Raw genomic sequence first — 21791 nt, forward strand, 5'->3', positions numbered from 1 at the left:
CCGGGACAGGGTCGTTCTACGGCGACATCACCCGAAAGACGCAGCCGTCCGAAATCAGTTCCGGCGGGGTCATGCACAGGCCGCGCGCCACGCTGAAGGCGGCAAGCACCTTGGGAACATAGTCGCGCGTCTCGGCATAGGGCGGGACGCCGCTGTGCTTTCCAATAGAGTTTTCCCCGGCGTTGTACCCGGCCAGCACCAAGATCGGATCGCCCTCGAATTTTTCCATCAGGAAATCGAGAAATGCCACGCCGCCCCGGATGTTCTGCGTCGCGTCAAAGGCATCCTTGACGCCAAAACGCTCTGCCGTGGCGGGCATCAACTGCATCAGCCCCTGCGCGCCTGCCTTGCTTTTGGCGCGCGACTCTCCGGCTGATTCAACCGCAATCACCGCAAGCGCCAGCGCGGGAGACACACGCGTCCCAACCGTTTCCCGCAACAGATCAATTCCATGCACTTGTGCAATCTCCTGCAACCCTTGCAGACGCGGCGCACCGACGCTTTGCCCCTCTGGGCCCTTTGTCAATGTGGCCAGCGCTGGCGACAGACGACCCGGCCCGGTGGCCGTAACCTCGGGAGAGACCGTGTTCCAGAACCACGCATAACTGCCCAGCGGAACGGCGGGCGCACCTGCAATGGCGCCCGTCACCACGCCGGACTGCGGCGCAGGGTTTGGCGCCGGCGCGGATGGCAGCGGCGGAGCAACCGCAGGATTCGCGCGCGGCGCAATCTGCACGGTGATCCGCTTCTTGGTGCCGGATTCGGGTGGTTTGACCCGTTTGAAGGTGAAATCCTTGAAAGCCGGGGGCGAACTGGCCGCCTCCTGCGCCTGCACGCCCGCCGCACAGATCAAATTGGCCGCAATTGCGGCGCTCAATAACGTTCTGACGACCATGGGCCTGCTCGATCCCTGTTTTTCGGTCCTTATTATTCTCATTCTCGCACAATCCGACTGATTTATCCATCAGTGTTGCGCTTTGGAAAACCATCGCCCGCCAAAGCGGGGGGCACCGGGTCAAACTCCTACTGGATGAGCATCGGCCAAATTTAATTTATCAATAAAAAGCAGTCGCTTAACGAAATGTAAGTCAAAAAAATGCGACGCTCCAAAATCAAACCATTCAAGCCACACTCTCGCCCCAAACCACCGGCAATTTACAGTCATACCGACGAGGGACAGGGCAAGTTGAGAGAGGCCCGCTACGACCCCGAGACGGTGAATGCGAACAAACGCACACATCTACGGAGAGAGAACAATGATCAACTTCATCAAGAACTTCCGCAAGGACGAAGACGGCGCCGTAACAGTTGACTGGGTCGTTCTGACCGCAGCCGTCGTGGGCCTGGCCGTGGCCGCCTACTCGACCATCGAAACCAACTCCCAGGCCCTGATCGACGCAGCGGCTGCTCGTGTGGCTCTCGAAAACAACTTCTAAGTCACTTGATCGCTTGACGATCACCTGACGACCAGGCGCGCGCTGCGGTGCGCGCCTTTTTCACACCCGCATGTCTTGACGTGCGGCCCCCCAGCCCCGGAGTTACACCATGCGCGTTCTGCTCAGTGCCTTTTTGTCAAAGGAAGATGGTGCCGTGACCGTGGATTGGGTCGTTCTGACTGCTGCTATCGTGGGTCTCTGCATCGCTGCCTATACCGCTGCGGAAACCGCCACGCTCGGCCTGCGCGACGGCGTGTCCGCCGAACTGGTGCGCCAGAACGATTTCTGACCCTTGCTGCCACGCAAACCCAGGGCGGCCCGGTATCCGGGCCGCCCTATGCTGTGCAACGGCCGCTTGGCGGGAACAGGGGTGGGTCGCCAAAGCGCCCCGCCCCTGTCCCGTTCTTGCCGCAATTGCAGGGCATTCTGACCCCAAGCCGGTTCGCCGGAAAAAGCAGTGACATTCCAAGTGAGGTGACCCATGCGACTCGTATTCGGACTTGTGCTCATCGCCGGCCTCGCCCTGGCGGGCTTTGCCGTCTACATGGCGCAGAATTACATTGGCGCTTACGAAAGTGCGTTGGCGCAGGAACGTGCCAAATCGGGCTCATCTGTTCCAGTGAAGGAGGTCTACGTCACAACGCGGGCCATCAGCTATGGCGAAGAGATCACGAAAGAAGACGTGGTCCTGACACCCTGGCCTCAAAAGGCCCTGCCAGAGACGTTCTTCGACGCGGAAAACCCGTTTTTCGTGACCGGGGAAGGCGCGCGCCTTGCCATGCGCCCGATCGAAAAGGCCGAAGTCCTCATGGCCGTCAAAGTCTCGGAGCCGGGCGGCGATGCCGGTCTGACCTCGCGTTTGGCGCGTGGGCAGCGCGCCTTTGCCATCAAGGTTGACGTGGCCTCTGGCGTGTCTGGCTTCCTGCGCCCCGGTGACCGGGTTGACGTCTACTGGACAGGTCGCCTGCCGGGTGAAATCGGTGAGCGGTCCTCTGGCGAAGTAACCAAACTTATCCAGACGGGCATCAATCTGATCGCCATCGACCAGACTTCGGACACCGAATACAACACCGCCACCATCGCGCGCACCGTAACCGTCGCGGCCAGCCCGCAGCAGGTTGCCGCGCTGGCGCAGGCCCAGTCGACCGGGAAACTGTCTCTGTCGTTGATGTCCCAGCTGGACGACACCGTTGCAGAGGCGATTGAAGTCGATCAGCTTTCTTTGTTGGGCATCACCACCGAGGAACGGGTGGAGAAAAAGATAGCAAAGACCTGCACCACCCGCGTGCGCCGCGGCGCTGACGTGGTCGAGATCCCGATCCCCTGCACCAACTGACCGCTGTTTCACCGGGCGAATTCAACCGCTTGCCTCACACAGGCCCCCGCCATCGCGGGGGCCTTTCGTGTGTTGCAAAAACCCGCCTGTTGCGGGTTATCCACATAAATGACCACCCTGAAGCCTTTGATTCTTGCAAAAAAACAAGAATTGCCGCATGTTCGGGAAAAGGCAGGCGCTAGACCTGCGACCGAGGCGTGATCGAGAGGCAGGTCACATGAAAATTGACAGATTCCTTAAGGCGGCCCTTTTGGGCCTGTCGTTGACGGCTGCGCCGTTTGCGGCAAAGGTGCAGGCGGACACGCTGCGCATCCTGCGCAACGGCTCTCAGCCGGTGTTGAATGTTCCGATGAACCGGGCGCTGGTCGTCGAAAGCGACCTTCCCTTTGCGGAGCTTTCCATCGCCAACCCCGCCATCGCCGATATTTCGTCACTCAACGACCGAAACATCTATGTTCTGGGCAAATCGCCGGGGACAACGACGCTGACCATTCTGGATGCGGCGGGTGAGTTGATCACCAACGTCGATATCCGGGTGTCGCCGGATGTGTCCGAGTTCAAGGAACGTCTGCGGCAGATCCTGCCGCAGGAAAAGATCGAAGTGCGCACAGCAAACGACGGCATTGTCCTGTCAGGTACCGTCACCTCGACTGGACGGATGCAGCGCGCGCTGGACCTAGCGGAACGCTATGCCCCTGATCGGGTATCGAACCTGATGTCGGTGGGTGGCGTTCAGCAGGTCATGCTGAAGGTCCGCTTTGCCGAAATGGAACGCACGGCGGCCAAGATGCTGCGTACATCGCTGGCCACTGGTGGGTCGGTGCTGAACGGCGATCTTGGGTTGGAATTGGGCACCGGAAACGCGGCCTCGCTGGCCGATGTGGACGCGGTGGCCAACAAACTGGCGCCCAAGGCGGTAGACGTTGAAGGTGCGGTACTCTTTGGGTTCAACGCTGGCGGGCTCGAAGTGGGCATCATGCTGGAATCGCTGGAACGCAAAGGCGTTGTCCGCACACTGGCTGAACCGAACCTGACCGCCCTCTCGGGCCAAGAGGCGAAGTTCCTTGCAGGCGGCGAATACCCGATCCCGGTCAGCCAACAGAACAACACGATCACCATCGAATACAAACCCTTCGGTGTTGAGCTGAACTTTATTCCCAGGGTGATCGACGGCGATCTGATCAACCTCGAGCTCGAGGCGGCAGTCTCGTCCATCGACACCGGCAACGCCATCGTTCTGTCGGACATTTCCGTCAACGCCTTCAAGCGGCGCGAGACCTCGACCACGGTGGAACTGCGCGACGGCGAAAGTTTTGCCATCGCCGGTCTGCTGATGGATGATTTCACCGACTCCAATTCCCAGCTGCCGTGGCTGGGCGATGTGCCGGTTCTGGGGGCGCTGTTCCGCAGCGCCGAGTTTGAGCGTGCGCAATCCGAATTGGTGATCATCGTGACACCGCATCTGGTGACTCCGACAAGGGGCGAATACTTTGCCCTGCCCACCGACCGCGTTGTCCCACCGACCGAACGTGACCTTTTCCTGCGCGGCAAGGTGGCTGGCAAACCCGGCGGCAACGTGCCGAAAACTGGCGCTGCGGGCGAAGTGGCCAAGCAGGATTTCACCGGGTCTTACGGATATGTGATGGACTGATGCAGAGGCGCAAAATGACCAGGTTTCCGATAACCGCCGCCCTGGCAATGGGCCTTGTGATCTCTGGATGCACTCAGACACCGGACGGGTTTGACCGTCAGGCGGGCGCGCTGATCGACACGGGCCATTTTGGCAACGCGACGATGAACAACCATCAGCTGATGACCGGCGAAAAACAGATCATCTACGATCTGTCGCAACGGTTTGCCTCTGAGGTGATGACAACGGTCAACTTTGCCTTCAACAGCGCCGAGCTTGACCACGGCGCTCGCGACACCCTGCGCGAACAGGCGCAGTGGATTCGCCAATTCCCCGAGATTCGCTTTCGCGTCTATGGCCACACCGACAAGGTTGGCGGCGATGCGTTCAACAAGCGGCTGGGCCTGCGCCGGGCGCACGCGGTTGTGAACTATCTTTCCAGCCAGGGCATCAGCAAGTCGCGGCTGGAGGCGGTTGTGTCCTACGGCGAAACCCAGCCCCTGATCGTGACCGAAGGCCGCGAGCGTCGCAACCGGCGCACCGTGACAGAGGTTTCGGGCTTTGTTGCGCGTCACCCGACAGTAATGGACGGCAAATATGCCGAAGTCATCTACCGCGAATATATCCGCAGCGCGGAACCTGTGACCGGGTTGACCGGCCTTCAGGGGCAGGATCTGGCAGTAACCCAGTAATTCGGCCACACACCAGCGACACCGCGACAAGGGGCCTTTGGGCCCCTTTTTGCTGTCAGGTCTGCAGTGCCCGATCTGTCCCCGGACCTGCCGTTTTTCGCACAGCCAGCCCCCAGGTCGGGGACGTTTTGCCCCTTGCCCGCAGCCGCGAAACTGAAAATTGTTGCCGGTTTTCGTTTGACCGCCAGACCAGCACGATTGCGCCCCCGGACCCTGCTTCGGTCCCCGTTCACCGCACAATTTCGGTTTTTTGGCCCAAATGTTGCCTCGTTTGTGGGGGAATGTCCCCTTGGAGAACCAGTGCGTGCCGCGACCCGAGTCGCGCACCGCGGGACCGGGGGACACCACGACACCACGTCCATCCGATCCGGCAAACCTAGAGGACGACAGGCATGACGAACGCGACATCACAGCAAATGGAGCCAGCGCCGATCGTGGCCTGCACGATCAGCCGCGATGTCCAGAACTTCGACCTGCTCATCGACGACATGGAAGCCCTGCTGGGAGAAGGCTGGGGCGACCTGGGCTTTGACGAGGCCGCCGCCTTTTTGCGCCAGCCGGATGCCCGGTCGCTGGAGTTTGTCGCCATGGCCATCGACGCCATTGACGAACCCGACCTGCCGATGCTGACCAGCGTGATCCGCGCGGCCAAGGAAAACGGCGTCAAGGTGATCCTGATCGCAGAGGACGTCACCCCTGCCTCACTGCACCATCTGTTGCGGGACGGGGCGGATGAATTTGTGCCCTACCCCCTGCCTGAGGGCGAACTTGCCGGTGCGCTGGAACGTCTGCGCAAACCCGCCCCTGCGGCTGTCGCTGCCGCACCTGCCGCTGGTGCCGGCTCTGAGGCGGTCAAGCTTTCAGGCGGCGGCGACGGTGTGCTGATCGGGGTACACGGATTGGCCGGCGGCGTCGGCGCCACCACGCTGGCGGTGAACCTGGCCTATGAGCTGGCCATCGGCGGCAAGGACAAACAGCCCAAGGTTTGCCTGATCGACCTCGGCCTGCAATTCGGATCGGTCGCCACCTATCTCGACCTGCCGCGCCGCGAGGCGGTCTTTGAAACCTTGTCGGACATCGAATCGATGGACGGCGACGCCTTCGCTCAGGCGCTCGTCAGCTTCGAGGACAGGTTGCAGGTCTTTACCGCACCCACCGACATCCTGCCGCTGGACATCATCGGCCCCCCCGAAATCAAGAAACTTCTCAACATCACGCGGGAGCATTTCGACTATGTCATTGTCGACATGCCTTCGACGCTGGTGCAGTGGACCGAAACCGTCCTGACGGAATCGCAGCTGTATTTCGCCCTGATCGAACTCGACATGCGGTCGGCGCAAAACACGTTGCGCCTGAAACGCGCGCTGCAATCCGAAGACCTGCCGTTCGAAAAGATCCGGTTTGCGCTCAACCGCGCGCCGAAATTCACCGATCTTCAGGGCAAAAGCAGGGTCAAACGTCTGGCCGACAGTCTGGCCATCGCCCTGGATGTGCAACTGCCGGACGGTGGCCGCACCGTGATGCAGGCCTGCGACCACGGTATGCCGCTGGCCAACCATGCCGCCAAGAACCCGCTCCGCCGCGAGATCGTCAAGCTTGCACAACAGCTTAATGCCATCGGCGCCAGTGATGCCGAGGCCGCCTGAATACGAGGACCGTGATGTTTTCGCGCTATAAAAAACCTGCCGCGCCAGACGCGACACCTGTCAAGGCCGCGGCCCCTGCCCCGGCCCCGGCGGCCACAGCCGCCAAACCTACCGCGTCGCGACGCAAGGTGGTGCCCAGCACCGCCGCCCAGGCCGGGCCTGTCGACAAGGAGAAAAAGCGCAAGGAGCGGCTGGGCGAAATCAAGCTGGAGCTGCACCGCGCCCTGTTGGAAAACCTCAACCTTGCCGCGCTGGACAAGGCATCAGAGGGTGATCTACGCGAAGAGATCAGTTCCATCGCGCAGGAAACGCTGCAAGACAAAGGCGTTGTGCTGAACCGTGATGAGCGGCGCGCCATGATGACCGACCTTTATGATGAGGTTAAGGGCCTTGGCCCGCTGGAACCGCTGCTCAAGGATGAGAATATCTCGGATATTCTGGTCAATGGCCCGCACCAGATCTTTATCGAACAAAACGGCAAGCTGACCCTGTCGGATGTGACGTTCAAGGACGAACGCCACCTGATGCGAATCATCGACAAGATTGTCTCTGCCGTCGGTCGCCGCGTCGATGAATCGAATCCCTATGTCGATGCGCGTCTCCAGGACGGATCGCGTTTCAACGCCATGGTCCCGCCTGTCGCCATCGACGGCTCTCTTGTCTCCATTCGTAAGTTCAAGAAGGACAAGTTGGGCATCGACGACCTGGTGAATTTCGGCGCTTTTACAGAGGAAATGGCCGTCTACCTTCAGGCCGCTGTCGCCACGCGCCTGAACATCATCGTCTCGGGCGGTACAGGTTCGGGCAAAACCACCACGCTCAACGCGTTGTCATCGTTCATCGACGATGCCGAACGCATCCTGACCATCGAAGACACCGCCGAACTTCAGCTGCAACAGTCCCATGTGGGCCGGATGGAAAGCCGCCCGCCCAACGTGGAGGGCAAAGGCGCTGTCACCCCGCGCGATTGCCTGAAGAACGCCCTGCGGATGCGTCCCGACCGGATCATTGTCGGCGAGACGCGCGGCGAGGAAGTCATCGACATGTTGCAGGCCATGAACACCGGCCACGACGGTTCCATGACCACGATCCACGCCAACAGCGCCCGCGACGGTGTCGCGCGTCTGGAAAACATGATCGCCATGGCGGGCATCGAAATGCCGCTCAAGGCGATGCGCAGCCAGATCTCTTCGGCTGTGAACCTGATCGTGCAAGCCAGCCGCCTTCAGGACGGCTCACGCCGGATGACTTCTATCACCGAGATCACCGGCATGGAGGGCGACGTGATTTCCATGCAGGAACTGTTCCGCTTTCAGCGCGTCGGCCTGACCCCGGACAACAAGATCCTGGGCCATTTCACCGCCACCGGCGTGCGCAGCGCCTATGCGGAACGCTTCCGCATGTGGGGCTATGATGTTCCGGCCTCGATCTACGAACCCTTCAGACCGGAGTAAGGCAGATGCTCAGCGCAGAACCGATCATTTACGGAGGGATCTTTCTAGGGGTCCTGATCCTGGTCAACGGCGTCTATCTTGTCGCCTTCGGCAAGTCGATCAGCCTGACCAGCCGGGTCAACCGCCGCCTTGAGATGCTCGACAAGGGCGAACGCCGAGAGGACGTTCTGGCCAAGCTCCGCAAGGAGATGGACCAGCACATGCAAAGCCGCTCGCTGCCCATCTATTCGATGCTGGCAAGCCAGGCTCAAAAAGCGGCGCTCGCCTTTACGCCACAACAGTTGATCATGGTGATGGCGGCGGCCTCGGTCTTTGCCTTTGTCGGTCTGAGCGTCGGCACAGAGGCCGGCGTGGCCGTGCGCGCGGTCATGTCCGTTTTCATGGGCGTGGGTGGCGTCTATTTCTGGGTCAACCACCGCGCCAAGAAACGCCTTGGCATGATCGAGGAACAGCTGCCCGACGCAGTGGAACTGATGGTCCGCAGCTTGCGCGTCGGCCATCCGTTTTCCTCGGCCATTTCCATCGTCGCCAAGGAACTCAAAGACCCGCTAGCCACCGAATTTGGCATCATCGCGGACGAATCGACCTATGGCCGCGACGTGGGCGAGGCGCTCAAACACATGGCCGAACGGTTGGACATGCAGGATCTGCGCTTTCTGGCCGTCGCCGTGGCGATCCAGCAGCAGGCGGGCGGCAACCTTGCCGAAATCCTCGAAGGCCTGTCCAAGGTGATCCGCGCGCGGTTCCGCCTGTTCCGCCGGGTCAAGGCCATCACCGCCGAGGCGCAATGGTCGGGCAAGTTCCTGTCGGGCTTTCCCATCGGGGCGTTGATCTTCATCCAGGTCGCCAAACCGGACTACTACGACGAGGTTCTGGACCACCCCTGGTTCATTCCCGCCTGCTTTATCGTGGGTATCATGCTGGTCGCCAACATGCTTGTCATGCGCTGGCTGGTGAACATCAAGGTCTGAGGAACGCTGCCAATGTTCGATAGTCTCAATACTGCGATCACCGATCTGCTGGGCCCGGCCGGGCCGCTGATCGTCGTCGCCGGGCTGGCCGCGCTGCTGATCGTCGCCACCATCCCGATTTTCCTCAATTCCAAGCCCGATCCGCTGGACAAGCTGAAGGAAAGCGGTCAGCGGCGGATGGATGCAGAAACGCGCGCTGTCCTGCGCGAGAAAAGCAAGAACGACAAACTCAACAAATATGCCCAATTCCTGGAACCGCAGGACGCCAAGGAACTGTCCGAGATCCGCACAAAGCTGATGCAGGCGGGGTATCGGTCCAAGGACGCGGTGCAGATCTACTACTTTGCGCAATTCGCGCTGGGGATCGCCCTGCTCTGTGCTGGGGTCTTCTACTACCTGATGTTCGTCGATCCCGAAACGGCGACCATGCAGAACAAGATCATGTATATCCTCGGCCCCGGCGGCCTTGGGTATATGGGTCCGAAATACTGGGTCAACAAACGGGTCGGCAAACGTCAGGAACAGATCCAGCAGGGGTTTCCCGACAGTCTCGACATGATGCTGGTCTGCGTCGAGGCCGGGCAGTCGATGGATCAATCCATCGTGCGCGTGGCCAAGGAACTGCGGACCTCGTTTCCCGATCTCGCCGACGAATACGAGATCATCAGTCACGAAATGAAGGCGGGTAAGGACAGGAACCAGGTTCTCAACGACATGTCCGATCGCTGTGGCCTGCCCGACATTTCGTCCTTTGTGACCGTGTTGAACCAGGCGACCTCCTTCGGCACCTCGATTTCCGACGCCTTGCGCGTCTACTCGGATGAAATGCGTGACAAAAGAGTCATGCGTGCCGAAGAAGCGGCCAACAAACTGCCGACAAAGATGACGCTGGTCACTATGATGCTGACAGTGCCGCCGCTGTTGATCATCCTCGTGGGCCCGTCCGCGGTTGGCATCACGCAAATGGGTTCGCTTGCTGTGGGTCAATGACCGAATGAAACAGGCTCTTTGGGCCATACTGATCCTGACTCATCTGGCCGCCTGCACCGCAGGCGGCCCTTCTGCGGTTGGGCCTGACCCGGACGCCTCGCCCTATGCGCCGGGTCTTGATCCGGGCGGCGATGCGGTCGACGGGCTGACCGTCGGCCATCGGCTGATGGCGGCGGGGCAATACGAACTGGCGCTGGAGGCGTTTACGCGCGCCGCGGCGGATCAGGGTCTCAACGGCGAGGTTCTGATGGCGCTGGGGTCCGCGAACCTCGGGCTGGGGCGGTTGCACCAGTCCGAACCGCTGCTGCGCCGCGCCGTCAAGGCCGAACCGGAATGGGCAGAGGCGTGGAACAATCTGGGCATCGTGCTGATCGAAAAGGGCGAGACGGCAGAGGCGTCAGAGGTCTTTCGCCGCGCCTATGCGCTGGACAATGGCCAAAGTGACTCAATTCGCGACAATCTGCGCTTGGCGCTCGCAAAAATGGAAAATTCCGTTTATGGTCCGGAGTTAGAGCAAGAATACAAGATCGTTCGCCGCGGGCACGGAGATTATCTCATCCGCCACACCGGCAGCTGACGATCACCCGCCCTGTAACATCAGGGCACAAAAACAACCGCCAAAAAGGCGGGACAGAGGCAGAGCAGCACAAGGACGCAGGCAACATGCGCCATCCCATACTCGTTTCTATTTGCGCGGCCGGCGTGGTCGCGCTTTCGGCCTGTGAAAAAGGCATCGACAGCGCCGAGATGGACCGCAAGTTCCAGGGCGTGAACGTCGTCGACGAAAGCGATCTGAACGAGGTCATGCTGACCGTGGGCGACCCGAATGAGGCCGTCGCCTATTTCCAGCGCACCGCATCGGAAAACCCCGACCGGATCGACGTCTTGCGCGGGCTGTCCATCTCACTGGTGCGGGCAAAACGCATCCCAGAGGCCAAGGTGGCCTGGGCCAAAGTGGTCGACCACGCCGACAGCAACGACGGTGACAAGGTGCAACTGGCGGACACGTTGATCCGCGCGGGCGACTGGGATCAGGCCGAAAAGGTGCTGGACGCCATCCCGCCAACCTTTGAAACCTTCAAACGCTACCGGCTGGAGGCGATGATCGCCGACGGCAACGAAGAGTGGAAAAAGGCCGACAGTTTCTATGAGGTGGCGGTTGGCCTGACGACCAAACCCGCCTCTGTCCTGAACAACTGGGGCTATTCCAAACTGGCGCGCGGTGACCTGCCCGCCGCCGAAAAGCTGTTTGTCGAGGCGATCCGCCACGATGAAAAGCTGTTCACCGCCAAGAACAACCTGGTGATGGCGCGCGGCGCGCAGGGCAAATACGAACTGCCCGTGATCCCGATGACTCAGGTGGAACGCGCCGAACTGCTGCACACCCTTGGTCTGGCGGCCATCAAAAGCGGCGACGTCAAGACCGGCAAGGCGCTGCTGCGCGAGGCACTGGAAACCCATCCGCAGCACTTTGACGCCGCCGCCCGCGCGCTGGCCGCCCTCGAAGAGGTCTGACCCGTGTCCCAGAGCGTTCTTGCGGCGGCGTGGTTCCTGCCCTTCGCGCTGCCGATCTGCATCTATATTTGCTACACCGACATGAAGGGTATGCGCATCCCCAACCATGCGGTTGTGGCGCTGTTTATCGTTTATCTGTTTGTTGGTGTGATCGCGCTGCCGCTGGAGGCCTACCTGTGGCGCTACCTGCACCTGGTGGTCGTTCTGGTGGCGGGAATTGCGCTGAACGCCGGCGGGGCCATGGGCGCGGGCGACGCCAAATTCGCCGCCGCCGCCGCGCCCTTTATCCACCTTGCCGATCTGCGCTTTCTCATGGCGCTATTCGCGGCCAATCTGTTGGCGGCCTTCGTGGCGCACCGGCTGGCCAAGAGATCCCCCCTGCGACAGCTGGCCCCGGACTGGCACAGCTGGGAGGCAGGCTCCAAATTCCCGATGGGTCTGGCCCTGGGTGGAACGCTGGCGATCTACCTCGGACTGGGTCTGTTCTACGGTCAGCCCGCAATCCCCTGACCCCCAGCCAAGGCCGCACCGCGCGCCTTGGCCACCCGCAGGGCCATCGGTCCGCGTGTTTCCTCACCTCTGCCCCCCTGCCGCCACAATCCGGCGGCAGTGTTGATGCAACGCAGTTGAGGGCAGATCCGACATGAACATGGAGACCGGCGCCGTCATGGCCCCGCCGCTACCCAAGCGCATCGAAGAGATGCAGCTTCCGCTGGTGATGATGCGCGACATCATCCTCAAGACGATGTTCCGCAAGAACACCAACGTGGTGACAGATCTGGCCCGGACGGTCTGCCTGCCCGTCCCGGTGACCCAGGAACTGATCGACATGTGCCGCGGACAGGGGTTGATGGAGGCCATGGGCACCATGGGCCCCTCCGGCGAGGTGTCGTCCGAGATGCCCTATCAGTTGACCGATACCGGCAAGGCGCGGGCGCTGGATGCGTTGGCGCAGTCGGAATACTTTGGCCCGATGCCCGTCCCGCTGGCTGTCTACGCCGAACAGGTCAAACGCCAATCGATCCGCAATATCCAGATCACCCGTGACCAGTTGACGGGGGCCATGGGCCATCTCGTGCTGCCCGATGATCTGATCTCGAACCTTGGGCCTGCGGTGTCCTCGGGCCGCTCGATCCTGATGTATGGCCCGCCGGGCAACGGCAAATCCTCGATCTCGAACGGGATTCGCGACGCCATGGGCGACCGGATCTATGTCCCGCGCGCCATCGAATACTCTGGTCAGGTCATCACCGTTTATGACCCGATCGTGCATTCCAAGGCCGAAGGCGACGATGAAAACCCCAATTCCCTGCGCCGCACCGCCCGGTTCGACCGCCGCTATGTGCTGTGCCAGCGGCCCACGATCATCACCGGGGGTGAACTGTCGCTGAACATGCTCGACCTCGTCTACAACCCCACGGCGCGCACCTATCAGGCACCGCTGCAACTGAAATCCACCGGCGGCATCTTTATCGTCGATGACCTTGGCCGACAGGCCGAACCGCCGCAAAAGCTGGTCAACCGCTGGATTGTGCCACTGGAGGAATCCAAGGACATCCTTGCCCTGCAATCGGGTGAAAAGTTCGAGGTGCCCTTTGACACTCTGGTGATCTTTTCCACCAACTTTCACCCGAATGAGATCTTCGACCAGGCCGCCCTGCGCCGGATCTTTTTCAAGATCAAGATCGACGGGCCGCACCAGCAGGACTTCCTCAAGATCTTCAGCCTCGTGGCACGCAAGAAAAAGATGCAACTGGATGAGGCCAGCCTCGTCCACCTGCTGCGCAACAAGTATCCGACGATCAAGAATATCTACGCCAACTATCAGCCGATCTTTCTCATCGACCAGATGATCTCTGTCTGCGACTTTGAGGGCATCCCCTACAAGATGACGCCAGAGCTGATCGACCGCGCCTGGGACAACATGTTCGTCAAGGATGAACATATCGTCAAATGACGTATGGGCTGCGCCGTCGCGCAGCCCCCGCCTGACAGGTCTGCCCTCGCCCGTCAGTCCAGCCCCATGAACCCCGCGATCTGGTCCAGCATCTGCTCATGGACGGCTTTGCGGTCGGTGCCCTCGGGATCGGTGCAGATCGGGTCGTCCTGCTCTTCTTCCAGCACTTCGGCGGCTCTGGGTTTGCACTCTGGCAGCGCGGTAAAGTGGATCGCCGGGGCAATCTCGGCGTACTGCGCCTGCGGCAGACGCGCGGCAAAACCGCTGCCCTGCGGTCCCATGTCGGATGCCCCCAGCCGGTGTTCCTTGCCAAGGTTGATCAACAGCGTCGGCATGTCCAACGCGGCCACGCTGTCCTGTGTCGCAACAAAGGTAAAGGCCGGGTCAATCGCCATTGCCCCCGTCACCCGCACATCCCGCATGTCGGCGGAAAATCCTGCGGGCAGATTGCCGAAATCCACGCCCCCCTTGTCGAAAAACACGCAATCGGCGCGGTTGGCCCCGTCTTTGGCCCCGTCGTTGCCCCCGTCCTGGCAATAGGGCGCATAGGCCCCGGCATCAAACCGCAACCCCGCAAGGCCCAGTGCCGTCGCCCCACCCAGCGAAAAGCCCAGCGTATAGATCCGGTCCGGGTCCACGGCCCCGGCGAACTCTGGCTCTGCCAGGAAACGGTCCAAGGCGGCGCTCAGATCCTGCGCCCGTTCATCCAGCCGCACAGAGCGGCGCGGGGAACTGTCGCCGCTGGTGCTGCCGGGGTGGTTCACCGCCAGCACGATGGCGCCGCGCTCTGCCAGACCGGCCATCAGCCAGGCCATGCCGTCCGTACTGCCGCCAGAGCCATGAGAGAACAGCACCAGCGGATGCGCCCCCTTGGCAAAGCGCGGCCCCATGTAGACGCGCACCCCGTCAAAGATCGGGTTGTCGCCAATGACGGTCATGTAGGTGCGATTGTCGGCAGGATAGTAGAAACTGGCATCCAGCGGGCGCGCACGGTGCGTGGACGAGACATCCATCCGGTCAAAGCCGGGCAGCATGGGTTGCGCCTGGGCAAGGCCACCAAGAACGATCAGCGCGGGGGTCAGCAGGTGTTTCATCGGGTCACTCCGGTATTGGGTTTCACTGTCGCCAACCTGCGCGCGTCCCCGGCCAAACGCGTCCTGAAACCGGTTTTCGGACATGCGGAACGGGTTTAAGGACGTCCTCGAACGTCTGACCATCCGGTGCCTGACATGATTGCCCTGCCGCTGCCGCTGATCTTTGCCCTGCTGATCCTGTTCCTGCTGGTGCATGCGCTGCGCCACGGCGGCACTGGGCGTGAGGTGATCGCCTTGCTGGCGCTTTGCGCCTGGCAGAGCTTTGCGATTTCGCTGGTGCATTACTATGGCCTGCGCTGGCTGATGCCGGCCCTGCCGCTGGTCGCCTGTGCCTTGCCGCCGGTGGCGTGGCTCACCTTTCGCGCCGCGCTGTTTGAACCCGTGACACTGTCCCGGGCCGCCCCCCATGCGCTGGCTCCCGCCTTTGGCCTGTTCTGCCTGATCGCGGCCCCGGCGTCGCTGGACCTTGCCGTCCCAGCCCTGTTTGTCGGCTACGGCGCGGCCATCCTCTGGGCGTTGCGGCCCGCCAATCCGCTGCCCCGCGCCCGACTGGACGCCGGCCCCTGGCCCGCCCGCACTTGGCAGGCTCTGGCCGCCGCCTTGCTGCTGTCAGCGGTCGGCGATCTGGTCATTGCGCTGGCCTTCATGACCGGGCGGCCAGAGGTGCACGGGCTGGTGGTCAGCTTGGTGTCGTCCGTCTCGCTGGTGATGGTCGCGGTGTTGGCCCTGACCCGCGACGGCATGGCCCCGCCCGAAACCGACCCCTCGTCGCCCGCACCGCCCAAGGACCGAGCCGAAGATCGGGCCGAGGATACCAGCGATGCCGACCTGCTGACCCGCCTCGAACGTTTGATGCAGACCGAACGCCTGTTTCTGGAACCCGACCTGACATTGGCCCGCATCGCGCGGCGGCTACGCGTCCCGGCCAAGCAACTGTCGACCGTGATCAACCGCCAGACCGGCGAAAACGTGTCGCGCCACGTCAACAGCTTTCGGATTCGCCATGCCTGCGCCCTACTCCGGAACGGCGTGCCCGTCACAGAGGCGATCTACGCGTGCGGCTTCAACACCAAGTCCAATTTCAACCGTGAGTTCCTGCGCGTGACGGGCCAGTCGCCCTCAGCATGGCGGGATACAGCCGCCGACGCCATGTAACGGCCCCCATCTCGCTTGACCGGCGCATTGCCTGCGTGTTTTGGCGAAATACGGCTTGACGCCAGCCCGCGCCTTTCGTATCCGACCACCCACTGAATGGCGCGGTAGCTCAGTTGGTTAGAGCGAACGACTCATAATCGTTAGGTCGGGGGTTCGAGTCCCCCCCACGCCACCAGTCATCCCTTTCCTGGACACACAGCAGACGCCACGGGCCGCAAAAGCGCCTTTGTCTTCTTGGCAGTCGCCACAAAAAAGGGAGGCGTCGCCGCCCCCCCTTTCGTCGTCTACGATTGCGTGTCGCCCGTTCAGGCGGACAACTCCATGCCGTCCACTTCGGCCCAGATGTCACCCCAGACGGCCTTGGCCTTACCGCGGTGCTTGACGCCTTTGGCGGCCTCCAGGTTGTCCATCATGCCCTCGCCCTTGACGACGACAAGGCCGACCATGCCGATGGCGTAGTGCGGCTGGCACTGGTAGCCGTAAAAGCCCGGTGTCTCAAAGGTGACGTCGATCTCTTCGTTGATCTTGCCTTTGAATTCGGCGGCGCCGTCCGGGGCCATGCCATCGGACGACTGGGCATTGTGGCCCTTGTCGGTCGCCAGAAATTTGACCGTATCGCCCGGCTCGACCACGATGATGCGCGGGAAAAACACCTGGCGCAGCTTGCGGTCCTCGGGGTGCTTGTTCAGCATCTGGACGTCATGCGTGGTGGCCGCCAGAACGCGGGCGGGCAAGCTCAGGGCAAGCGATGCTGTCGCGGCCGCCGAAAGCAGGGCGGTGCGGCGGGTGATGAATTGTGTCAAGATTTCCTCCATCGGGTTTGCTGTCCGGTCGTTATCTAGGCCGGGGCGCGATGCCGCCAAGGTGCGGTATTTGACGGCGGCTTGTCCAGCGCGACACGGGTCTGCAAACGCCCTCATCCCTTGGCATTTAGTCGCGGTTTAGCGCTAACCATGCCCCAAACACGTCGCTTTGTCGCAGGTGTCGCCAAGTCCGCTCAGATCAGACCCGGCGGAAACCGCGCAACGCCACCACCGCAATCAGTGCAACAACCGCCAGGATCGCAACCCCGAAAAACGACCGGCCTTGCGTCCCCAGGATCAAAGGCTCCCCCGGGGCCAGTTGCAAACGCCGGGGTGTTCCCGCATGTCCCGGCCCGTATTCGCGGAGCGTCACCGACAGGGCCTCGCCCGGCGCTTGCGGCAAGGTGAATCGCAACGGCGCCAGCGCATCCGGCGGATAGGCGACAAAACCCGCATACAGATACAGGTCGTCCAGCGTCGGGGGGATCGCGGGCTGTGCCACCCCGCAGACCGATATTGCGGTCAGCCCGTCGATCGGCGTCAGGAACGGCAGGCGCTGGTCCTTGAGATGCACCATGAGAGATGTCGCCTCGAACCCGGCCTCCGCCTTGCCGATCCGAACATCGACACCGGCCAGAAGATGGTCGCCAATGTCCCAGGTGCCGCCGCTGAAATCCGCGAAATCCACCGCGCCGCCCGGCCCGGTCAGAAACTCGGCGTTCAGCCCGAAACGGGTGATGGCAGTGCGGGCCGGCATTCCCAGGAAGATCTCGATCCCGCGCGTCCCGCGATCCACGATCACCTCGATCTGCTCTGCCGCACCCGCTGACAGGCCGGCACCGCAAAAGGCCGCCGCCCCAAGGACCGCAGCGCGCACTAGTTTCTTGCAGGTATGACCCAGTCCGATCACAACGGTCCTTCTCCGGTTGTTCCAAGGGGTCTAGCCTGCTTTTCCCCCAAGACAAACCGCGACAGCGCCACGCCCCGCACCGCAGGCTCCGCGCAACAGGGGGGTCTTGCCCGCCCTGTCATTCGTATCCCGTCATTTCCAGATAGCCGCGTCCCGCATGGCTGCCGCTGACGCGCACCGGCCCCTCCCAGTAGGGGATCGACAGGTCCATCCATGCGTCCCGGTTCATCGCCTCAACCGTCACCGCGACCCCTTTGTCGGGCAGCGACACCGCCCAGCGCACCGGGATCTGCCGCCCTGCCACCTCTGCCACCTCCAACGGTTTGGCCGCAAACGCGCCGTCGCCATAGGCCTGCGTGGCACCGTCCGGGCCGATCCATGTGGCCGAACTGTAGCTGCTGCCATCGGTCTGACGCAGTAGAAAGCCCATCAGCTTGGCCCCCCCATCCAGCGACAGAGAGAACCAGTCCCAGCCGGATTGCGTCTCTGCCAGGGGCTGTGACGACCATTCCCGGTCCAGCCACGCCGACCCGCTGACCGCAACCGGCCCCTCTGGCAGGTCCAGCGTGCCCTCAATCCGGTAGAAGGGTTGCGAATAGTAGTAACTCGCCTGCCCCTCGGCGGATTTCACCGAAAACCCGCCATCGCCGTGAAACACCAAAGGCCCCTCGGCCTCCAGCCGCATGTCATAGCGAAACGCCGCGCCGCTGGCGCTCAGGTCCAGTGTGTCCAGCGTCTCACCCGCCATTTGCCAGTCGTCGATCCACGCGTTGAACGGCTCCGCCGTCACCCCCGCCTGCCCGATCCCGCCCCGCGCAAACCGTTCGGCGACGTGATGCGCGCCCGGCGTCGTGACCGCCGCATGGGAAAACCAAACCTGGGGCGAGGTCCATCCCGGTGCCTCCCCGGGGGCCAGCGCCGACCGGAACAGCGTCCATTGCAGCCCGTACTCCGTGCCGTCCTCTGCCGCCAGATTGGCGGTCAGATACCACCATTCGATCCGGTAATCCGGGTGCGGGCCGTGGTCGGCGGGAAAGTCGAACACCGGATCGGGACGCGGCACGGCAAAGCCATCCGCCCCGGACCCCAGCCCGGCAAACCCCTGCGCCAGCGCGCCTTGCGTCCACAGCAACAGGATCAACACCCACCTAACGCTCATTGGCGAACACCCCCAGCAGTTGCGACACCGGCGTGCGCGCCATTCGAAACGCAGGCCACAGCGCCGCCAGCCCCGCCGCCGCCAGCGTCAGCACCCCCAGCCGCGCATAGTCCAGCGGGAACAGGTACATCGGCAGCCGCCAGCCAAAGGCCTGCACATTGACCACCGCCAGCAACACCCAGGCCAGCGCCAGCCCCAAGGGCAGCGCCAGCACCGCCGTCAGCGCCGCCAGCACCAGCGCGCGCAACAGGTCGATCCGCGCCAGTGTCCCGCGCGTGAGGCCCATCGCCCAGACCGGGGCAAGCTGCGGCAGGCGGATCGCCGACAGGGTCAGCAGGCTCATCAGGATCGCAAAGCCGGCCACCGCCAGTGTCAGCACATTCAGCGCCGCCGTCACGGTAAATGTCCGCTCAAAGATCCCCAGCGAAAAGGCCTTCACCGCCGCCTGATCCACCACGCTGCTGGACGGCACGCCAAATTCTGCCCCCAGATCGGCGCGCAAATCCTCTGCCGGTGCGCCCAGGACGCCAAACTGGCGCGGCGCCTCTTCGGGAAACAACGATGTGAACAGCGTTTCCGCCACGATCGCCTGCCCAACCGGGTTGCCATAATCGCCGTAAACCCCGACCAGCGGCAGGCGCAGCCCGTCGCCAATATCCAACGCATCGCCCAGCCATAGCCCAGCGCGGCGCACCAACTGCTCATTGGCGATGACCGCCTCGCCCGCCGCAACCTGCGCCCACGCGTCCGGCCCCGCATCGACAAAGCTCCAGTTGCGCGCATAGGCCGGTCCCACCCGCGCGCCCATCAGTTCGGACGGCACCCCCGCCAGCCGTGTATCGACCGACAGCAACGGCAGGACGTCATAGCCTTGGGCGATCAGATAGGCCTCAACCCCGGGCATCTGGTCGCGGTCGATGCCGCGCACATAGGCATCCGCAAACAGCCGCTGGTCGAGGAAATCGACAAAGGTCAGCCGAAAGCTCGACACCATGGTCGAGACCCCCACATTCGCCGCCATCGCCAGCAGCAGCGCCATCAGTGCAAGGCTCAACCCCGGCAATTGCTGTCGCGTATCCGCCCAGAACCAGCCAGAGATCACACCGCGCGCCCGCGCCTGTCCCAGCGCCAGCACCGCCCCCACGATCAGCGGCAGCGCCAGCGCCGCGCCGATCATCAGACAGCCCAGCAGGACAAAGCTGGCCAGCAGACCCAGATCCAGCGCCCCGATCACCGCCGCCAATGCCAACAGGACCACCGCCACGGCCCCCTGCACCTGCCGCCCGCGCCCAGCCACCATGGCCCATGCACGGGGCCGCGCGCTGGCCAATATCGGCATCCGCGCGATCCGCCACAACGCCCCCGCCCCGGCCAGACCCGCGCCCAGCACCGCGATGCCCAGCCCCGACAGCCACCACACCGGGCGCAGTTGCAGCCCGCCCGCCACCTGCGCGCCGTACAGCCCCTCCAGCGTGGCGGCCACATCCGGCAGCAACAGCGCCGCCACGATATAGCCCAGCACCACGCCAATCATCCCGGCCACCAGCGACAGCGCCAACAGCTCTGCCGCCATCAGCCCCATCAGCCGCCGCAACGGCACCCCCAACGTGCGCAGTGTCCGCACCATGCCCCTTCGCTGTTCGAACACCAGCCCAATGGTGCCATGCACGATGAAGATACCGACGGCGAAACTCAGCAGGCCAAAGGCGGTCAGGTTCAGGTGAAAACTGTCCGTCAACTGCCCCACATCGCTGGAACCTTGCGCCGCAACCCGCATAAGCCCCGGCGCCACATCGGCCAGCGGCAACAGGCCCATCGGCTGCTCCGGCGCGACAATCAGACGGCTTAGCGTTCCGGGCCGCTCCAGCAGCCGCTGCGCCACGCCCACATCCGTCAGCACCGTGTCCGGTGCGACAGAGGCATCCACCACCACCTCTTGCGGCAGATCGGCCAACCGCGCCGCCGTCGCCACATCGGCAAACAGCACGCCCACCGTCAGAAAGCCACTCAGGTCAATGTCCCGCGTCCCCGCCACCGGGCTGAGCGCGCCGGGTGTTGTCAGCGGGTCCAGACCGATCACCCGCACCGCGCCATCGTCCAGCCGCAGGCGGCCTTCGACCACCGGCGACACTTGCCACCCGGCGCGGCGCAGATCGACATAGACCTCCTGCGCAAACCCCTCACCGGCCTTGGGCAACACCTGGTCAAACCGCCCCTCCCCCAGCGTCGTCGCCGCCGCGTCATAGCTGGCGCGCGCCTCGGCGTTGATGGCCTGCACGCCGGACCACAGCGCCGTCGCCAGCGCCAGACCGGCAAGGAATGTGAACAACTGCAAGGGGTTGCGCCGCCAATGCGACCACAACGCCTGTAGGCAGGCGCGCGTCATGCCAACCGCCCGGCGCGCAGATGCAACTGCCGGTCCATCCGCGCCGCCACCGCAGGCGAATGCGTCACCACCATCAGCGCCGCGCCGGTGTCCGCCACCAGCGCCAGCATCTGCGCCAGAACCTCTGCCGCCGTCGCCTCATCCAGATTTCCGGTCGGCTCATCCGCCAGGATCAGCCGGGGCCGCACCGCCAGCGCCCGCGCGATGGCCACCCGCTGTTGCTGCCCGCCGGACAGTTGTTCAGGGTACTTGCGCGCATGGGGGCCAAGGCCCAAGACCTCGATCAGATGCGCCACACCTGCCGGGTCTTCCCGCCCCGCTAGCCGCGCCTGAAAGCGGATGTTTTCCGTCACATCCAGTGACGGGATCAGGTTGAACTGCTGAAAGATCACGCCAACCTCGGACCGGCGCAGCGCCGCGCGCCCGGCCTCATCCAGCGCGGCAATGTCACGCCCGTCAAACAGGATCTCACCGCTGTCGGCGGTGTCCAGCGCGCCGACAATATGCATCAGCGTGCTTTTGCCCGACCCTGATTCCCCCTGCAACGACAGCGTCTGTCCAAGGTCCAGCGCCATATCCACGCCCGCCAGAACCGGCACCGGCCCATCCGCCCCGGCAAAGCTTTTGGTCACGTTCCTGACGTCCAGCAGCATCCAT

The 21791-nt window shown here is 63.1% G+C and carries 21 protein-coding genes and 1 tRNA gene; 15 read left to right on the top strand and 7 right to left on the bottom strand.

Annotated elements, in window-relative coordinates:
- Nucleotides 1-16: 16 nt before the first annotated feature.
- Entirely contained in the window at nt 17-895 is an 879-nt protein-coding gene (locus tag CHB90_RS13655) for a lytic transglycosylase domain-containing protein (protein WP_089278425.1), read from the bottom strand.
- A gap of 361 nt (nt 896-1256) precedes the next feature.
- Here CHB90_RS13655 and CHB90_RS13660 point away from each other — a divergent pair, with 361 nt between their 5' ends.
- The 13 genes from CHB90_RS13660 (at nt 1257) to CHB90_RS13720 (ending at nt 13627) form a co-directional block, all read left to right on the top strand.
- Nucleotides 1257-1436 (top strand): hypothetical protein, encoded by a 180-nt coding sequence (locus CHB90_RS13660; RefSeq protein ID WP_089278426.1) that lies wholly within the window; start codon nt 1257-1259, stop codon nt 1434-1436.
- A 109-nt stretch (nt 1437-1545) separates the two neighbouring features.
- The gene (locus tag CHB90_RS13665; RefSeq protein ID WP_089278427.1) at nt 1546-1725 is read left to right on the top strand and encodes a hypothetical protein; all 180 of its coding nucleotides are present in this window, start codon (nt 1546-1548) and stop codon (nt 1723-1725) included.
- Between the two features lie 192 nt (nt 1726-1917).
- A complete protein-coding gene (gene cpaB / locus CHB90_RS13670; RefSeq protein WP_089278428.1) occupies nt 1918-2772 on the top strand; it encodes a Flp pilus assembly protein CpaB in 855 nt (284 codons plus the stop codon).
- Between the two features lie 217 nt (nt 2773-2989).
- A complete protein-coding gene (locus tag CHB90_RS13675) occupies nt 2990-4423 on the top strand; it encodes a type II and III secretion system protein family protein (protein ID WP_089278429.1) in 1434 nt (477 codons plus the stop codon).
- 14 nt (nt 4424-4437) lie between these two features.
- Nucleotides 4438-5094, top strand: coding sequence for an OmpA family protein (locus CHB90_RS13680; protein ID WP_425426625.1), 657 nt, complete (start codon nt 4438-4440; stop codon nt 5092-5094).
- Between the two features lie 392 nt (nt 5095-5486).
- Nucleotides 5487-6740, top strand: a complete 1254-nt coding sequence (locus CHB90_RS13685; protein ID WP_089278431.1) for a CpaE/TadZ family protein — start codon at nt 5487-5489, stop codon at nt 6738-6740.
- Between the two features lie 14 nt (nt 6741-6754).
- Complete coding sequence (locus tag CHB90_RS13690) at nt 6755-8194, top strand: TadA family conjugal transfer-associated ATPase (RefSeq protein WP_089278432.1); 1440 nt, start codon at nt 6755-6757, stop codon at nt 8192-8194.
- A gap of 5 nt (nt 8195-8199) precedes the next feature.
- Nucleotides 8200-9165 (top strand): type II secretion system F family protein, encoded by a 966-nt coding sequence (locus CHB90_RS13695; protein ID WP_089278433.1) that lies wholly within the window; start codon nt 8200-8202, stop codon nt 9163-9165.
- 12 nt (nt 9166-9177) lie between these two features.
- The gene (locus CHB90_RS13700; RefSeq protein ID WP_089278434.1) at nt 9178-10155 is read left to right on the top strand and encodes a type II secretion system F family protein; all 978 of its coding nucleotides are present in this window, start codon (nt 9178-9180) and stop codon (nt 10153-10155) included.
- A gap of 4 nt (nt 10156-10159) precedes the next feature.
- Nucleotides 10160-10732 carry a tetratricopeptide repeat protein gene (locus CHB90_RS13705; protein WP_089278435.1) on the top strand — a complete coding sequence of 191 codons (573 nt, stop codon included), beginning with the start codon at nt 10160-10162 and terminating at the stop codon, nt 10730-10732.
- 86 nt (nt 10733-10818) lie between these two features.
- On the top strand, nt 10819-11670 hold the full coding sequence (locus CHB90_RS13710; RefSeq protein ID WP_089278436.1) for a tetratricopeptide repeat protein: 852 nt from the start codon (nt 10819-10821) through the stop codon (nt 11668-11670).
- Nucleotides 11671-11673: 3 nt separating this feature from the next.
- Nucleotides 11674-12180: a prepilin peptidase gene (locus tag CHB90_RS13715; protein ID WP_089278437.1), complete on the top strand. Its 507-nt coding sequence runs from the start codon at nt 11674-11676 to the stop codon at nt 12178-12180.
- Nucleotides 12181-12313: 133 nt separating this feature from the next.
- Nucleotides 12314-13627 (top strand): ATPase, encoded by a 1314-nt coding sequence (locus CHB90_RS13720; protein ID WP_089278438.1) that lies wholly within the window; start codon nt 12314-12316, stop codon nt 13625-13627.
- Nucleotides 13628-13680: 53 nt separating this feature from the next.
- On the opposite strand, the gene CHB90_RS13725 is transcribed toward CHB90_RS13720, so the two are convergent.
- Nucleotides 13681-14721, bottom strand: coding sequence for an alpha/beta hydrolase family protein (locus CHB90_RS13725; protein ID WP_089278463.1), 1041 nt, complete (start codon nt 14719-14721; stop codon nt 13681-13683).
- Nucleotides 14722-14856: 135 nt separating this feature from the next.
- On the opposite strand from CHB90_RS13725, the gene CHB90_RS13730 reads away from it, so the two are divergent.
- Nucleotides 14857-15876, top strand: coding sequence for a helix-turn-helix domain-containing protein (locus CHB90_RS13730; RefSeq protein ID WP_089278439.1), 1020 nt, complete (start codon nt 14857-14859; stop codon nt 15874-15876).
- Nucleotides 15877-15974: 98 nt separating this feature from the next.
- A tRNA-Met gene (locus CHB90_RS13735) sits at nt 15975-16051 on the top strand.
- A 130-nt stretch (nt 16052-16181) separates the two neighbouring features.
- Here the strand turns inward: CHB90_RS13735 and CHB90_RS13740 are convergent.
- From CHB90_RS13740 to CHB90_RS13760, 5 genes are all read right to left on the bottom strand, one after another.
- Nucleotides 16182-16679: a pseudoazurin gene (locus CHB90_RS13740; RefSeq protein WP_212591603.1), complete on the bottom strand. Its 498-nt coding sequence runs from the start codon at nt 16677-16679 to the stop codon at nt 16182-16184.
- Between the two features lie 199 nt (nt 16680-16878).
- Nucleotides 16879-17589: a hypothetical protein gene (locus tag CHB90_RS13745; protein WP_089278441.1), complete on the bottom strand. Its 711-nt coding sequence runs from the start codon at nt 17587-17589 to the stop codon at nt 16879-16881.
- Between the two features lie 118 nt (nt 17590-17707).
- Entirely contained in the window at nt 17708-18748 is a 1041-nt protein-coding gene (locus CHB90_RS13750) for a lipocalin-like domain-containing protein (protein WP_089278442.1), read from the bottom strand.
- Nucleotides 18738-21134 (bottom strand): ABC transporter permease, encoded by a 2397-nt coding sequence (locus tag CHB90_RS13755; protein ID WP_089278443.1) that lies wholly within the window; start codon nt 21132-21134, stop codon nt 18738-18740. The genes CHB90_RS13750 and CHB90_RS13755 overlap by 11 nt, the downstream gene beginning before the upstream one ends.
- Nucleotides 21131-21787 carry an ABC transporter ATP-binding protein gene (locus CHB90_RS13760; RefSeq protein ID WP_089278444.1) on the bottom strand — a complete coding sequence of 219 codons (657 nt, stop codon included), beginning with the start codon at nt 21785-21787 and terminating at the stop codon, nt 21131-21133. Before CHB90_RS13760 ends, CHB90_RS13755 begins: the two co-directional genes overlap by 4 nt.
- Between the last annotated feature and the right edge of the window lie 4 nt (nt 21788-21791).

Source organism: Antarctobacter heliothermus (assembly GCF_900188425.1).
Taxonomy (GTDB): Bacteria; Pseudomonadota; Alphaproteobacteria; order Rhodobacterales; family Rhodobacteraceae; genus Antarctobacter; species Antarctobacter heliothermus.

Excerpts from the sequence above, each read along its gene's own strand:
- CHB90_RS13655 (WP_089278425.1), bottom strand. The coding sequence starts at position 895 with ATGGTCGTCAGAACGTTATTGAGCGCCGCAATTGCGGCCAATTTGATC.
- CHB90_RS13660 (WP_089278426.1), top strand. The coding sequence starts at position 1,257 with ATGATCAACTTCATCAAGAACTTCCGCAAGGACGAAGACGGCGCCGTA.
- CHB90_RS13665 (WP_089278427.1), top strand. The coding sequence starts at position 1,546 with ATGCGCGTTCTGCTCAGTGCCTTTTTGTCAAAGGAAGATGGTGCCGTG.
- cpaB (WP_089278428.1), top strand. The coding sequence starts at position 1,918 with ATGCGACTCGTATTCGGACTTGTGCTCATCGCCGGCCTCGCCCTGGCG.
- CHB90_RS13675 (WP_089278429.1), top strand. The coding sequence starts at position 2,990 with ATGAAAATTGACAGATTCCTTAAGGCGGCCCTTTTGGGCCTGTCGTTG.
- CHB90_RS13680 (WP_425426625.1), top strand. The coding sequence starts at position 4,438 with ATGACCAGGTTTCCGATAACCGCCGCCCTGGCAATGGGCCTTGTGATC.
- CHB90_RS13685 (WP_089278431.1), top strand. The coding sequence starts at position 5,487 with ATGACGAACGCGACATCACAGCAAATGGAGCCAGCGCCGATCGTGGCC.
- CHB90_RS13690 (WP_089278432.1), top strand. The coding sequence starts at position 6,755 with ATGTTTTCGCGCTATAAAAAACCTGCCGCGCCAGACGCGACACCTGTC.
- CHB90_RS13695 (WP_089278433.1), top strand. The coding sequence starts at position 8,200 with ATGCTCAGCGCAGAACCGATCATTTACGGAGGGATCTTTCTAGGGGTC.
- CHB90_RS13700 (WP_089278434.1), top strand. The coding sequence starts at position 9,178 with ATGTTCGATAGTCTCAATACTGCGATCACCGATCTGCTGGGCCCGGCC.
- CHB90_RS13705 (WP_089278435.1), top strand. The coding sequence starts at position 10,160 with ATGAAACAGGCTCTTTGGGCCATACTGATCCTGACTCATCTGGCCGCC.
- CHB90_RS13710 (WP_089278436.1), top strand. The coding sequence starts at position 10,819 with ATGCGCCATCCCATACTCGTTTCTATTTGCGCGGCCGGCGTGGTCGCG.
- CHB90_RS13720 (WP_089278438.1), top strand. The coding sequence starts at position 12,314 with ATGAACATGGAGACCGGCGCCGTCATGGCCCCGCCGCTACCCAAGCGC.
- CHB90_RS13725 (WP_089278463.1), bottom strand. The coding sequence starts at position 14,721 with ATGAAACACCTGCTGACCCCCGCGCTGATCGTTCTTGGTGGCCTTGCC.
- CHB90_RS13730 (WP_089278439.1), top strand. The coding sequence starts at position 14,857 with ATGATTGCCCTGCCGCTGCCGCTGATCTTTGCCCTGCTGATCCTGTTC.
- CHB90_RS13750 (WP_089278442.1), bottom strand. The coding sequence starts at position 18,748 with ATGAGCGTTAGGTGGGTGTTGATCCTGTTGCTGTGGACGCAAGGCGCG.
- CHB90_RS13755 (WP_089278443.1), bottom strand. The coding sequence starts at position 21,134 with ATGACGCGCGCCTGCCTACAGGCGTTGTGGTCGCATTGGCGGCGCAAC.
- CHB90_RS13760 (WP_089278444.1), bottom strand. The coding sequence starts at position 21,787 with ATGCTGCTGGACGTCAGGAACGTGACCAAAAGCTTTGCCGGGGCGGAT.